The 13128-nt window shown below is 62.9% G+C and carries 13 protein-coding genes; 4 read left to right on the top strand and 9 right to left on the bottom strand.

The genetic code is table 11. From position 1 onward, the window contains the following. Positions 1 to 12 precede the first annotated feature (12 nt). The 5 genes from GWE18_RS20660 to GWE18_RS20640 form a co-directional block, all read right to left on the bottom strand. Positions 13 to 1041: a patatin-like phospholipase family protein gene (locus GWE18_RS20660; protein ID WP_275187548.1), complete on the bottom strand. Its 1029-nt coding sequence runs from the start codon at positions 1039 to 1041 to the stop codon at positions 13 to 15. A 38-nt stretch (positions 1042 to 1079) separates the two neighbouring features. Beyond that, positions 1080 to 1310 carry a hypothetical protein gene (locus tag GWE18_RS20655; RefSeq protein ID WP_057850106.1) on the bottom strand — a complete coding sequence of 77 codons (231 nt, stop codon included), beginning with the start codon at positions 1308 to 1310 and terminating at the stop codon, positions 1080 to 1082. A 56-nt stretch (positions 1311 to 1366) separates the two neighbouring features. Next, the gene (locus GWE18_RS20650) at positions 1367 to 1942 is read right to left on the bottom strand and encodes an HdeD family acid-resistance protein (protein ID WP_275187547.1); all 576 of its coding nucleotides are present in this window, start codon (positions 1940 to 1942) and stop codon (positions 1367 to 1369) included. A gap of 333 nt (positions 1943 to 2275) precedes the next feature. Continuing rightward, positions 2276 to 2971 (bottom strand): methyltransferase domain-containing protein, encoded by a 696-nt coding sequence (locus GWE18_RS20645; RefSeq protein WP_275187546.1) that lies wholly within the window; start codon positions 2969 to 2971, stop codon positions 2276 to 2278. 17 nt (positions 2972 to 2988) lie between these two features. Next, complete coding sequence (locus GWE18_RS20640) at positions 2989 to 3702, bottom strand: hypothetical protein (protein WP_275187545.1); 714 nt, start codon at positions 3700 to 3702, stop codon at positions 2989 to 2991. Between the two features lie 139 nt (positions 3703 to 3841). On the opposite strand from GWE18_RS20640, the gene GWE18_RS20635 reads away from it, so the two are divergent. Further along, positions 3842 to 4438 (top strand): TetR/AcrR family transcriptional regulator, encoded by a 597-nt coding sequence (locus tag GWE18_RS20635; protein WP_275187544.1) that lies wholly within the window; start codon positions 3842 to 3844, stop codon positions 4436 to 4438. Positions 4439 to 4502: 64 nt separating this feature from the next. Here GWE18_RS20635 and radC read toward each other — a convergent pair whose 3' ends face one another. From radC to GWE18_RS20615, 4 genes are all read right to left on the bottom strand, one after another. Continuing rightward, entirely contained in the window at positions 4503 to 5219 is a 717-nt protein-coding gene (gene radC, locus GWE18_RS20630; protein WP_275187543.1) for a DNA repair protein RadC, read from the bottom strand. Between the two features lie 119 nt (positions 5220 to 5338). Next, complete coding sequence (locus GWE18_RS20625; RefSeq protein ID WP_275187542.1) at positions 5339 to 6298, bottom strand: MBL fold metallo-hydrolase; 960 nt, start codon at positions 6296 to 6298, stop codon at positions 5339 to 5341. A 351-nt stretch (positions 6299 to 6649) separates the two neighbouring features. Then, positions 6650 to 7474, bottom strand: a complete 825-nt coding sequence (gene map / locus GWE18_RS20620) for a type I methionyl aminopeptidase (RefSeq protein WP_275187541.1) — start codon at positions 7472 to 7474, stop codon at positions 6650 to 6652. Between the two features lie 115 nt (positions 7475 to 7589). Next, positions 7590 to 8906: a mechanosensitive ion channel domain-containing protein gene (locus tag GWE18_RS20615; RefSeq protein ID WP_275187539.1), complete on the bottom strand. Its 1317-nt coding sequence runs from the start codon at positions 8904 to 8906 to the stop codon at positions 7590 to 7592. Positions 8907 to 9134: 228 nt separating this feature from the next. Between GWE18_RS20615 and GWE18_RS20610 the strand changes: the two genes are divergently transcribed. The 3 genes from GWE18_RS20610 (at position 9135) to GWE18_RS20600 (ending at position 13038) form a co-directional block, all read left to right on the top strand. After that, positions 9135 to 10928, top strand: coding sequence for a potassium/proton antiporter (locus GWE18_RS20610; RefSeq protein ID WP_275187538.1), 1794 nt, complete (start codon positions 9135 to 9137; stop codon positions 10926 to 10928). 88 nt (positions 10929 to 11016) lie between these two features. Beyond that, positions 11017 to 11469 (top strand): hypothetical protein, encoded by a 453-nt coding sequence (locus tag GWE18_RS20605; RefSeq protein WP_275187537.1) that lies wholly within the window; start codon positions 11017 to 11019, stop codon positions 11467 to 11469. 639 nt (positions 11470 to 12108) lie between these two features. Further along, positions 12109 to 13038: a glycine/sarcosine/betaine reductase selenoprotein B family protein gene (locus GWE18_RS20600; RefSeq protein WP_275187536.1), complete on the top strand. Its 930-nt coding sequence runs from the start codon at positions 12109 to 12111 to the stop codon at positions 13036 to 13038. Positions 13039 to 13128 lie beyond the last annotated feature (90 nt).

Raw genomic sequence — 13128 nt, 5'->3', positions numbered from 1 at the left:
GCGTCATCGCCCTCAGCACTCCGCAAGCAGCGCATCGATATCGGCGGTGGAGCGCCGGCCGAGGTCGTCAGCATGCGCCTTGAGGAATGCGTCGGCGCTCTTGCGTCCCTCTTCCATAAGCAGCGAAACGAACTCCCATTCAGCATTGAGTTTCGATGATGCACCGAACGCCGTGAGTGTGTCGGTCATGATCCGGTGCGTGCGCATTCCGGCCCAGCGCGCGCCCTCGCCGTGCCCGGGGTCCGCCACCTGGCGCAGCAGCGCGATCATGCGCAATTCCTTCATGAGCGGCGAGTTGAAGGAGATTTCGTTGAGGCGGTTGAGAATTTCGTTCGCCGTGCGCGGCGGTTTCGGTCGTTCGCGCGGATTGATCTGCACCAGGATGGCGTCGTGAGCGTCGCTTTCTCGCACCAGCGGCGTGAGGGTCGGATTGCCGGCATAGCCGCCATCCCAATAGGGTTCGCCGTCGACCTCGATCGCCTGGAACATGGTTGGTAGACAGGCCGAGGCAAGCAGGACGTCGGCCGTGATCTCCGCGTTGCGGAAGATGCGGCCGCGGCCGGTGCGCACGTTGGTCGCGGTGACGAACAGCCTGATTGATGCCCGCGCCAGTCGGTCGAAATCGATGCTTTTGGCGAGGATGGCACGCAGCGGGTTGAGGCCGAGCGGATTGAGATCATAAGGCGAAAGCACACGGGCCATCAGGTCCATGGCGACATAGGCGGGTGACGTGTCGAGCGTCCAGCGGCCCATTAGTCGGTCGAGCGGCGAGCGCTGCAGCGGGCTGAATGCGGCAGCGTCCGACACGCCTCGCCAAAAGGCCGCGAGCGCCGCCCGCGCGCCATCGGCACCGCCTTGCGTCCATCCGTCGGCCACCAGGGCTGCATTCATCGCGCCCGCCGACGTGCCGGAAATTGCCTCGATCCGCAGCCACGGCTCCTCGATCAGCCGGTCGAGCACGCCCCAGGTGAAAGCGCCGTGGGAGCCTCCGCCCTGCAAAGCGAGGTCCACCAGGACAGGTTCGCGCGCTGTTTCGTCCATCATCACCCTCGTTGATCGGAGATGAAACGACACTCAACTCAGGACGCTCCGATACTTCCCCTCGACCCTTCGTAAGATCGGCGCAGCAGTGCGAACAGGCTGCCGCCCGTCGCTGCGCCCAGCAGGTAGGCGACGGCGACCAGCACTGCGAGCGGCACGCGGGCATTCAGGCCGAGGAAGGACATGGTGACGACCTCGAAGTTCTGCAGTGCGAAGATGACGGTCGCAGCGACGAACAGAATGATGACGGCGAGGTAGATCCAGCGCATGGGCGCCTCCTTTTCGTCGATCAAGGGACTGCGCTGCGCAGTCCGCCAACCATATCTCAGCGAGCGCGGCGCAGGCCGAAGCCGAGCCCGATCCAGCCGGCGCCGGCCATGATGAGATCGATGGCGAGGAACAGGCCGAGGATATAGAGACTCGAAACCGGCCAGCGCAGCAGGATCAGTACGCCGAGCAGTAGCGTGATCACGCCGGATAGCGCCACCCAGATCCAGGGCGTTTCCCGTTTCATGCTGAACGCCAGCACGATCCGCATGATGCCCGAGACCAACAGCGATGCGCCGAGAACGAGGGTCAGTAGCACCGCGGCTAGCAGCGGGTTCTGGAACGTGACGAAGCCGGCGATGATGTAGAGCACGCCGAGCAGGGCCCAGAGCAGGAATTTGCCCCAGCTCTTGATCTGGAAGGCGCCAAACACCTCTGCGACGCCGGCGACGATCATCATCACGCCGACCACGAGGACGCTCACGAAGGTGGCCATCGCGACGCTGCCAAGTGCGATAAACCCGGCGATGAGATAGACGACGCCGAGTGCGACGATCCAGCCCCACTTGGCGCGCAGCGGCGCCGTATCCGAACCGGCCTGAGGGCTTTTTACGGTGTCTGAAGTGCTGGTCATGAGGTCCTCCGATGCGAAAACCTATCCGACGTTAGTTTGTCGGGCCCTCGACGCGGAAGCATCGCGCCGCGGAATGTTCGACGCGTGGATACTAGCGCAACTGCGCGTTGCGATCACCTGATTTTAATATCGTCGGTCGTGATTTTCATGGTGCGAGGTCGCGCTGGGGGTGATCGTGCAGCAGACCCTGTGCGCGCACTAGCGTATTGACGTGGCTCCCTTTTCGGCGTCACGCCTTCGCGGGAAGGACAGGGGGCTGTAGTTGATGATCATTCGTGATGATCCTGCGGCGGCCTTTTTCCCTCTCCCTACGGCAACCTCGGCCACGGCGAATCAGACAGCGGCGTCTGCAGACGTTCGTCTCTTTGTTGCGCGCAGGAAGTGGAGGCTGAGCCACCGCAGCGGTCCGCCGTCCAGTTCATCCAATCCCTCGTCCAACAGCGGCTCGCTCAAGCTGTATAGGTCGAAGAGCCCATGCCGGCCGTGTTTCGCGCTCCAGTGACTTCGTGCTTCGAGATTGCCGGCGTAGTCGATCAGCAGCAACCGGCCGCCGTATCTGAGAACCCGGGACGCTTCACTGAGACAAAGCCGGCGCCGGCTCGGCGGGATCATGTGCATCACGGTCGTGATCGTAACGAGATCGAAGCGGCCGTCTTCGAACGGCAGCCGAGCCGCATCCGCGTGATGAAACGCGATGTCAACGCCGGCGCGGTGGACCTTGCGGCGTGCGGTGGCGAGCATGTTCTCGGAGACGTCGACACCGACGACCGAGCCGCCCGGCTGCGCTCGACGGTAAGTTGCGATCGCCTGCGTGCCCGTTCCGCATCCGATATCCAGCACGCAGTGACCCGGGGCGACGCCCGCAAGGTCAAGCAGTTCCTGCCGATACTGCTGCTCCCGCCCTCGCGTAAGGATCCGCATCAGCAGGTCATAGATGCGCGGAAATCCGATGCCACGGTTTGCCTCGGCGCCGGCCGATTTGCCGCCGGCTTCGGCGATATCCGTATTTCGCAACGGTTGATCACCCATGGCCTGTCCGTTCTCGATTACGCAACCGCCAGGCGGCCGGGCTTGGCGGCGGCCGTTCGCAGCTTTGCCGCAATTGCAAAATGCACGAAGAGAAAGATCGGAACGACCATCCCCGGCACGAGGACTCCTGGCACCGTGGTCATGACCAACGTGCCGGGTTCTTCGGTGAAGATACGAAACGGTGTGCCAGGCATTGAGAGCAATCCGAGCGAAACTGCCACGACAAGGTCGAGAGCGCCGAACGCGTTCCAGGTGACGAGCAAAATCCGGGGTACGCCAAGATTGAGTGCCAGCGTCGCCGCCAGCGCGATCGCGAATGCCGCTGTAAGCATGTCGCCGATCCCGGCGACTGGCGCGAACGGCGCGGACAAGCGGCCGTCCGCATAGAACAGTAGAAAGACAACGCCGCCCAGTCGCCCCGCATGCACCCCAACCAAGGCCGCCAGCGGCACGGCGAGAACGGCACTGCGGAATTCGGGGACAAGAGACCAGCCTCCGAAGAGGAGCGCGAGGATCGTGGCGAACGGCAGTAGCGTGCCCGGCATCGGGCCAAAAACTCCCGGTGCGAGCCAGCCGAACGCGGCAATCGCGACTACAAACCCGAGCCATGCCGCCGCCGCCGCGAACAGGGCGAGCTTTGCCGCGGCCGATAGCGGCGATAATCCGACCAGCGTACCGACGATGGTTGCGTACAGCGCCGCAACGAATATGGCAGCGATGATATCGAGCATGGTGTCCTCCTTTTGCTCGCATCAGGACAGGGTGTATAATGATGAACACCATGTTCGGTATGGTCCACGGACGACCGACGAGCGATGTTCGCTATCGGACAATTTCGAGAAATTGTCCGGGAATTTATGGCTTTGATAGATGGCCGAGGTGATCGATCGCCGCGCGCTACGTACCCGCAAGGCGCTGCACAGCGCGCTCATGTCCTTGATTCTGCGCAAGGGCTACGAAGCCACTACGATTCAAGACATCATCGACGAGGCCGATGTCGGCCGCTCTACCTTCTATGGTCACTACACCGGCAAGGAAGACTTGTTGCGGAATGGCTTTCAGATTCTGCGCCGCGAGCTCACGGATGCACAGCGCGCTGCCCGCACCGGGACTGATGGAGCGCAAGACGAACCTCTGGGCTTCAGCCGCGCCATGTTCGAGCACGCCGCCGGCTACGCGGACGTCTACCTTGCGATGGTCGGTGGACGCGGAGGCGTCGTGGCGATCGGCGAACTTCGCAAGGTTCTCTCCGAGTTCGTGCGTAAGGAGCTGCCGGCGGCGCGGGACGACGGCGCCGTCTCGCGCGAACTGGTGGTGCAATTTGTCGTCGGCACGCTCTTGACGGTGCTGACGTGGTGGCTTGAGCGAAGGCCCGGACTGACGCCGGCTCAGGCCGACGCGATGTTCCGCCGTTTGGCGCTCAATGGTGCAGGGGCATCGATCCGAACCAGGTCGCGTGTTGGGTGAGCTTCGCCGCGTGGCGGCCAGTGCCATGTGGTGGCCGGCTCTTCCAATGCGGTGGTCCGCCCCGCTAAGACAGCAGCCCAAGACTCCTGAAGCTCGCGTACCCGTTCTTGCCGACGATGATGTGGTCGTGCACGGAAATGCCGAGCGGCTTTGCGATCTCGACGATCGCCTTGGTCATCTGGATATCGGCCTGCGAGGGCGTGGGATCGCCGGAGGGGTGGTTGTGGACCAGAATCAATGCGGTAGCCGATAGTTCGAGCGCCCGCTTGATCACCTCGCGCGGATAGACCGGGGTGTGGTCGACGGTGCCGGTCTGCTGCACCTCGTCTGATATCAACTGGTTGCGCTTGTCGAGGAACAGCAGGCGAAACTGCTCCTTGTCGGCAAACGCCATGCCGCTGCGGCAATAATCGATCACGTCGTTCCAGGACGACAGCGCAATCTTGCGCTTGATCTCGCCTTTCGCGACGCGGTTGGCGGCGGCGGCCAGCAGTTTGATCTGGTTGACCGAAGCCTCGCCGATGCCGTCGACCTCGCGCAGCCGCGCCACCGGCGCGTGAATGACTTCGGCGAACGAGCCGAATTTCTTCAACAGCGCCTTCGCCAACGGCTTGGTGTCGCGGCGGGGCAGGGCTGGGAAGAGCGCCATCTCCAATAATTCGTAGTCGCTCAGCGCCTCCGGACCGGCCGCATAGAAGCGCTCGCGCAAGCGTTCGCGGTGGCCGTGATAGTGCGGCGTATCGGCGGGTTGATCCGGGGGATTGCTGGTCTTGGCTGGCATCGGCCGTAAACATGCCGTGCTGCCCAGCTTTTGCAACCCGGAATTGCGGGTAGCTGAGGAAAAGGCGCCGTGCAGAGCACGGCGCCCTCGGGTCGTTCAGAACTTGCCGCTTGCCGCGATCAAGCTTTCACGGCCGCGAACGCATAGCCGTTGCCGTCCTTCGACAGCGTGCCGACATTCGGGAAGCCGAAATGATAGCCGGCGATCATGCCCTTTTCGGCGATGACGCGATCGAAGAACGCGCGCCGCGTGGCTTCCGCCTTCGGTCCGTCCGAATCGAACATCGAGAACCAGCCGGGATTCTTGACGAACAATTGGTGGATACCCGTCACATCGCTCTGGATGAACAATTGCTGCCCGCCCGAGGCCACCAGGAACGACATGTGGCCGATGGTGTGGCCGGGCGTGGCAATGGCGCGCACGCCGGGGACCAGTTCAGCGCCATCGACATATTGCTTGATGTTCTTCCAGGTCGGGAAGGTCGACTGAATGCGCCGCACATTGCCGCGGGCAGCCTCCGGCATCTTCTCCACCAGCGCCGGATCGGTCCAGAACTTGTACTCCACCTCGGGCATCAGGATTTCCGCGTTCGGAAATACCTGCGCGTTGGTCTCCTTCACCCACAGGCCGGAGATGTGATCGGGATGGAAATGCGAGATCACGACGGTGGAGACAGCAGCCGGATCGAGGCCGGCCGCCTTCATGTTGTTGGCGAGCTTGCCCACGGTCGACGGGCCATTGCTTCCGAAGCCGGTGTCGAACAGCACGACCTTGCCGCCGGTCCGGATCGCGGTGACGGTGAAGGGATTGTCGAACTTGTCGGGGCCGATTCCGGCGGCCGTCAGCGCCTTCTTGACGTCGTCCAGCGAGGCGTTCTTGACGAAGTTGGCATCGAGAGCACGCTCAACACTGCCCTCATGCAGGCTGAAGACCTCGATCTCGCCGACCTTGTATTTGAGGCTGTCCGCGGCCCGCTGCGCCTGCGCCGCCCCGATGAATGACACAGGCCCCTGGAGGCCGAAAACGAGCGCTGCCCCAGTGCTCCTGAGAACCAGATCGCGACGTGAAATTTCAAACATTGCCCATGCTCCCTTGGTTGATCCCTTGCCCGCCAGAGACTTCTGTTCCGAAGGGCCCCACGCTACGTGCTACACCACACAACCCGGGATATTCCGGTGTCATTGCAGCTCAATGACAAGGCGTGTTGCCGCAATGCGGCGCGGGCTTGGCGAGGCAGGGCTTTCAGCACATGCGAGGCATTTGCAAACAAGGCTCGCGGCCGGGACGGTCCACGCGGAAAGCCTCGATGAAACGGCCCGCGAGAAGGACGATACGTGCGATGAGGCAGGCCGCAACGAGTTCCGCCAGAGGGCGGCGTTCCTCCGCCCAATCGTCAGCTCCCTGCGCGGGAGAGCCAGGCACCGGCCCAACTACGTCGTAACCAGCGGTTTCTCGCCGTTGCGCTGCGACAGCGTGAAGATCTCGACGCCGGTCGCGGTCACGCCGACCGAATGCTCGAACTGCGCCGAGAGCGAACGGTCGCGCGTCACCGCGGTCCAGCCGTCGGACAGGATCTTCACGTGCGGCTTGCCGAGATTGATCATCGGCTCGATGGTGAAGAACATGCCGGGCTTCAGCATCACGCCCTCGCCGGGGCGCCCGATATGGATGATGTTCGGCTCGTCATGGAACATGCGGCCGAGGCCGTGGCCGCAGAAATCGCGCACCACGCTCATGCCCTGCGGCTCGACGAAGCTCTGGATGGCGTGGCCGATATCGCCGGTGGTGGCGCCGGGCTTCACGGCGGCGATGCCGCGCATCATCGCCTCATACGTGACCTCGATCAGCCGCTCGGCCTTGCGGGCGATCGGGCCGATCGCATACATGCGGCTGGAATCGCCGTACCAGCCGTCGACGATGAAGGTGACGTCGATATTGACGATGTCGCCTTCCTTCATCGCGCGGTCGCCCGGCATGCCGTGGCAGACCACGTGATTGATCGAGGTGCAGGTCGAGTAGCGGTAGCCGCGGTACATCAGCGTCGCCGGATAGGCGCCATGGCTGAAGGCGAAGTCGCGGACGAATTCGTCGATCCGTGATGTCGGGACGCCCGCCTTGACGATGTCGGTGAGCTCGTCGAGGCATTTGGCGACCAGCGCGCCCGCCTTGCGCATGCCGGCGAACCCGCTCGCGCCATGCAGCTTGATCTGGCCGGTCTTTCGCAAGGAGGTGTCTGACGCTTCGATATAGCTCATGGGCGGGTCATGCTTTGGGGAACAGGAATGGTTGATTTAATCGTCTAACTTAGTGATCGGAGCGGCCTGCGGCAAGCCGAGGCTGAGGTGCTGGAGGCCCTAAAAAGACTTGCATCTATCCGGAAACTTCCACCACGGGCTCGACCGGCAGCGCGCCGCCGCGGATGCGGATTTCGCGCACCGGATAGGGAACACGGATCCCCTCGCGCTTGAACGCATCCCATAGCGCCAGCATCACCTCGCTCTTGACGTTGTCCAGGCCGTCAGGATCGGGCAACCAGAAGGTCAGGGAGAACTTCATCCCGGCCTCGGCGAATTCGGTCAGGATGCAGTTCGGGGGCTTGTTCTTGATCGCGCGCGGCACGGTGCCGGCAATGTCGATGGCCAGCTTGCACACCGCGCGCGGATCGGCGTCGTAATTGGTGCTGAACAGTACCTTCACCAGCGTGTTCTTGTCGGTATAGGTCCAGTTGACGACCTTCTGCGTCACTAGGTCCTCGTTCGGGATCAGGAACTCGCGGCCGTCGCCGGCGGCAACCGAGATGTAGCGCGTCTTCATTGCGCTGATCCGGCCCGAACTGTCGCCGATAGTGACGAGATCGCCGGGCTTCACCGATTTGTCCGCCAGCAGGATGATGCCCGAGATGAAGTTGGCGACGATCTTCTGCAGGCCCAGACCGATGCCGACGCCGGCCGCACCGGTAAAGACCGCAAGCGCCGAAAGATTGATGCCGACGGCGCCGAGCGCGATCGCGATCGCCACCACCATTAGTCCGATGCGGATAATCTTGACCAGCAGTACCTGGATCGACGGCGTCAGGTCGCTGGCGCGGGTAATCCTGCTTTCGATGAAGTTGCTGGCGATGTTGGTCAGCCACAGCGTCGCGATCAACAGTGCGCCAGCCTTGATCAGAAGCAACGGCGTCAGCCGCAAGCCACCGATCTCAATCGCATACGAGTCCAGCGTTTCCGCTGCCGGTTCGAGCTGACCGAGGATGCTCAGCGCCGCGACAAGCCATGCCGTTATCGACACGAGCTTGACGATGAAGGCATTGCTGATCACCGAGGTCACGAGCCGGATCACGAGCCACGCCAGCGCCAGCTTGGCGGCGACCATCAGGAGGTAGCTGCGGCTTGGCCACGTCAGGTGGTACATCGTGACGCGCTCCGCGATCACCAGGATCGCGAACACCGCGGTCGACGCGCTACCGACCAGCACGCGGACGAAATGCCGGAGCGGCAACGGCCAGCGCATGGCCAGCGACGTCATGTCGACCCGCCCGCGGATTGCCGTATCCGCCGCATAGGCGATGCCGGCCGCGGCCAGGATCAGCCCAAACTGCAGATAGAACCATGGCGAGGTGATCTCTGCACCGACCGATCGCGCGGTCGATTGCAAAAACTCAATGATCTCTTTCGGGAACGTGTCCATCGGCAAAATCTCGTCAGGGCAGCGCAGACAAATTTGATTCGAACGGTGGGCAGATTTCCACAAACAGGGCGGGCGGGCCATCGATACATGGGCCGGCCAAGTCAGTTTAAGCCCTTAAACTCGGGCACATTGCCGCTATCGCAGAAATGGGTTGGCGATCAACTGTGGCAACGATAAGGATGCAATTGCAAGTATTTGCGGCGATTGCGAAGGTTATTGCGGAGGTTCATGGCTTCTCTCGACTCGGTCAGCATAGCGATCTTTCTGGGCGCCATTCTGGTCATGGCGGGCATTCTGTCGAGCCTGCTCGCACTGCGCTTCGGGGCGCCGTTGCTGCTGGTGTTCCTCCTGATCGGCATGCTGGCCGGCGATGCCGGGCCGGGCCAGCTCAGCTTCGATGACGTCCGCACCACCTATCTGGTGGGATCGGTGGCGCTGGCGCTGATCCTGTTCGACGGCGGCCTGCGGACCAAGTTTCAAAGCATTCGGACGGTGCTTGCGCCATCGATGGTGCTGGCGACGGTCGGCGTGCTGCTCACCGCGCTGATCGCGGCACCGGCCGCTAAATATGCGCTCGATCTGAACTGGACCGAGTCGCTGCTGGTCGGCGCTGTTGTGGCATCGACCGATGCCGCGGCGGTGTTCCTGCTCGTTCACACGCAGGGCCTGCGCCTGCGCCCCCGTGTCGGAGCAACCCTGGAAGTTGAATCCGGTACCAACGACCCGTTCGCGATCTTTCTCACCCTGATGCTGGTCGAATTCATTTCACGCGGTGAAAGCTCGCCTGCGCATGTCGTCATGGAGCTCGCGCGCGAAGGCCTGCTCGGCGCCATCCTTGGCGTGATCGGTGGCCGTCTGGTGGTGCTGGCGCTCAATCGTGTGGCGCTGCCGCAGGGCTTGCATGCGCCCTTTGTCACGACCGCCGCGCTGGTGATCTTCGGCGTGGCGCAGATCTCGCACGCCTCCGGATTTCTCGCGGTCTATCTCGCCGGCATCATCATCGGCAACCGGCCGACGCGCGCGCATAATTCGGTGGTGACGTTTCTCGACGCCGCGACCTGGCTGGCGCAGATCGTGATGTTCGTTCTCTTGGGCCTTCTGGCCTCGCCGCAGCGGCTTCTGGACAGCGTGGGTCCCGCTGTGATCGTGGCGCTGGTGCTGATGCTCGTGGCGCGGCCGCTCGCGGTGCTGCTGTGTCTCGTGCCGTTCCGGTTCAACTGGCGGGAAAAGGTCTTCATCGCCTGGACCGGCCTGCGCGGGGCGGTCGCGATCTTTCTCGCGTCGATCCCGATGCTGGTCGGGCTGTCGAAAGCCTATCTCTATTTCGACGTCGCTTTTGTCGTGGTCGTGATTTCGCTGCTGCTGCAGGGCTGGACGCTGGCGCCGGCGGCGCGCTGGCTGCACGTGGCGCTGCCGCGCGCCGACCGCGGTCCGCGGCGCGTCGAGCTCGATCTGCCGGGCCAGCTCGAACAGCAATTGGTCGGCTATCCGGTGCGGCCGAAGAGCCTCTACTTCCGGCGCGGCCTCATTCCGTCCTGGTCGAAACCGACGCTGGTGATCCGCGACGAGCGGATTCTTTCGCCTGCCGAGGCCGGTCCGGTCGAACCGGGTGACTACGTCTATCTGCTGGCGCCGCCGGAAAAGGCGGAGGCGCTCGATCGCTTCTTTGTCGACATGGCGCCGAGCTCGGCGCCCGATCCGCATCTGCTCGGCGATTTCATGGTATCGGGCGAGCACACGCTCGGCGAACTGGCTGAGATCTACGGCGTATCGGCCGGAGCAGAGCAGGCGAAGCTGACGCTGGCGGATTACTTCGACATTCATCTGGATCACGCGCCGAAGGAAGGCGCCGAGCTTGTGCTTGATCCCATCGTTCTTGTCGCGCGCAGTATTAGCGGCGGCCGGGTCAACGTGGTCGGCCTTCGCCTGCCCGAGGATGAGGAAAAGGCCGTGCCCCTGACGCGCCGGCAGGCGTTCAGGCGCAAGCTTGCGGAGGTCTGGTCGTCGGTCGCGGGGGTCTGAATTAAGTGCGTAGGGCGGATTACGCCTTCGGCTCCAATCCGCCCTACGAGCTTAAGCGGGCGCTCATCGAATGTGATTGAGGCGACGAATGACAGATCAGAAGAACCAATACTATCCGTGGCAATACGAGCTGTGGGCTTGGGAAGAGGCTCGCTCCAAGGCCAGTGGCGGCCGGTCAAACATCGAGGATCTGGATAAGCCTCCGGCGAAGATGTCGAATTTACTCTCGGTTGTTCGGATGGCTCGCGCGACGCCGGAAGTCTGGAACAAATTCGTGGAATTGAACGACAAGCTCGTCAGCGGCGCCGCCAAACAGGCCGACATCGACGAAGGCAACTCCGCTGAAAGCGCGGAAGCTGTCTCCTTATGCAGCCAGTTTACGAACTGGTTCAGAATGAAGAATGCGACGAATGATTCTTTTCTGTCCTACACCAGTTGCTCCCGGGTTTTGAAGGAAATGGCCCGCTTGGGCGGGGAGATGGACGATGAAAGCATCAAGGCATTCTTTCGCGGCCCATTTGCAATCGAAGAAGACGTTTGAGCCGACGTTTTACGTGGGGGACTTACGATGAGTGTCACAAACCCGCTGGACCCTGTATGCTCGTGTGCGCACTTCTTTGTGTACATTGCACACGAGACCGCGGGTGCAGCGCGCACCCGGTCTTCCCTGCGCCCTCTGACTAAGAGGGCGGGAAGTTGATAGCAAACCTCGGACGCAATGCGCCGCGAGAACGCCAGCTCATATTCCGTCGTCATCACCCGCGAAGGCGGGTGATCCAGTATTCCAGAGACGTCAATGATTGAACCGATAGGCCGCGGCGTACTGGATGCCCGCCTTCGCGGGCATGACAGCTCTCCGTGTCATTTCGAGGGACACGAGCCGTCGCATCAACTCGGGGCGCGCGTCGCCTGCGAGCGCAGAGGTGCGTTCGGGTGAGGGGGTACAGGTCTATCGATTGGCGTCGTGCGTGTGGAGAGAGCCCCTCACCCCAACCCTCTAAGAGCGAGCTTCGCTCGTCTCGACCCCGCGAAGAGCGGGGCGAGGGAGAAGAGGCAGCGGCGCTGGTCGCCGGTCATGCGGGTTTGAGTTGCACTTTCGGCAGTTGAGGAACCGGCCGAGTATCTCTAGTCTTCCCGAAAATCGATCTTACGCGCGCGGTGGAAACGCAGGAGAAACACAATGTCCGGCCCCCTCGACGATCAGCTCGGTTTTGCGCCCGACTACGATTCCGCGATTCCCTATATGCAGCGCACCCGTGATTATTACGCGGCGATCGGTTACACCACGCCCTACCGCTGGGCGCATTATGTCGATGCGCCGTTCCAGCCGCTGAAGAAGCCGCTTGCGCAATCGCGCGTCACCATCATCACCACCGCGGCCCAATATGATCCCACCAAGGGCGATCAGGGCCCGGGCGCGGCGTATAATGGCAGTGCCAAGTTCTACCAGGTCTATGATGGCGACACGTCGAAGCAGCACGATTTGCGGATCTCGCATATCGGCTACGACCGCAAGCACACCACCGCGACCGACAGCGGCACGTGGTTTCCGCTGCCGCAGCTTCTGAAAGCCGCCGCCTCGGGACGGATCGGCGAGGTCGCGCCGCGCTTCTTCGGCGCGCCGACCAATCGCAGCCACCGCGTCACCATCGATGTCGATGCGCCGGAAATCCTCGCGCGTTGCCAGGCCGACAAGGTCGACGCCGCTATAATCGTCCCGAACTGCCCGGTCTGCCACCAGACGTCAGCCTTGGTGGCGCGTCATCTCGAAGCCAACGGCATCGCCACCGTCGTCATGGGGTGCGCCAAGGACATCGTCGAACACGCGGCCGCGCCGCGCTTCCTGTTTTCGGATTTCCCGCTCGGCAATTCCGCCGGCAAGCCGCACGACGTGGAATCGCAGGCGCTGACGCTCGAACTGGCGCTGCGGCTGCTGGAGTCCGCTCCCGGCGCGCGCACCACGATGCAGTCGCCGCTGCGCTGGAGCGAGGATGCTTCCTGGAAGCTCGACTACAACAACATTGCGCAGATGAGTCCGGAAGAGCTGGCCAGGCGCCGCGCCGAGTTCGACAAGCAGAAAGAAATCGCGCGCGGTAACCGCGCGGCGTGACGGGTTACTTCCCTTCTCCCCTTGTGGGAGAAGGTGGCAGCCGAAGGCTGCCGGATGAGGGGTATCTCTCTGCGCATTCGGTGTTCGCGG

The sequence above is a fragment of the Bradyrhizobium sp. CSA112 genome, from assembly GCF_029051645.1.
In the GTDB taxonomy this organism is placed as follows: domain Bacteria; phylum Pseudomonadota; class Alphaproteobacteria; order Rhizobiales; family Xanthobacteraceae; genus Bradyrhizobium.
The sequence above is the reverse complement of the archived record's forward strand: the minus strand, read 5'-3'. Positions and strand labels throughout refer to the sequence as shown.

Bases quoted from the DNA above. Each gene is read 5' to 3' on its own strand.
- GWE18_RS20660 (WP_275187548.1), bottom strand. From the start codon at position 1,041: ATGGACGAAACAGCGCGCGAACCTGTCCTGGTGGACCTCGCTTTGCAG.
- GWE18_RS20655 (WP_057850106.1), bottom strand. From the start codon at position 1,310: ATGCGCTGGATCTACCTCGCCGTCATCATTCTGTTCGTCGCTGCGACC.
- GWE18_RS20650 (WP_275187547.1), bottom strand. From the start codon at position 1,942: ATGACCAGCACTTCAGACACCGTAAAAAGCCCTCAGGCCGGTTCGGAT.
- GWE18_RS20645 (WP_275187546.1), bottom strand. From the start codon at position 2,971: ATGGGTGATCAACCGTTGCGAAATACGGATATCGCCGAAGCCGGCGGC.
- GWE18_RS20640 (WP_275187545.1), bottom strand. From the start codon at position 3,702: ATGCTCGATATCATCGCTGCCATATTCGTTGCGGCGCTGTACGCAACC.
- GWE18_RS20635 (WP_275187544.1), top strand. From the start codon at position 3,842: ATGGCCGAGGTGATCGATCGCCGCGCGCTACGTACCCGCAAGGCGCTG.
- radC (WP_275187543.1), bottom strand. From the start codon at position 5,219: ATGCCAGCCAAGACCAGCAATCCCCCGGATCAACCCGCCGATACGCCG.
- GWE18_RS20625 (WP_275187542.1), bottom strand. From the start codon at position 6,298: ATGTTTGAAATTTCACGTCGCGATCTGGTTCTCAGGAGCACTGGGGCA.
- map (WP_275187541.1), bottom strand. From the start codon at position 7,474: ATGAGCTATATCGAAGCGTCAGACACCTCCTTGCGAAAGACCGGCCAG.
- GWE18_RS20615 (WP_275187539.1), bottom strand. From the start codon at position 8,906: ATGGACACGTTCCCGAAAGAGATCATTGAGTTTTTGCAATCGACCGCG.
- GWE18_RS20610 (WP_275187538.1), top strand. From the start codon at position 9,135: ATGGCTTCTCTCGACTCGGTCAGCATAGCGATCTTTCTGGGCGCCATT.
- GWE18_RS20605 (WP_275187537.1), top strand. From the start codon at position 11,017: ATGACAGATCAGAAGAACCAATACTATCCGTGGCAATACGAGCTGTGG.
- GWE18_RS20600 (WP_275187536.1), top strand. From the start codon at position 12,109: ATGTCCGGCCCCCTCGACGATCAGCTCGGTTTTGCGCCCGACTACGAT.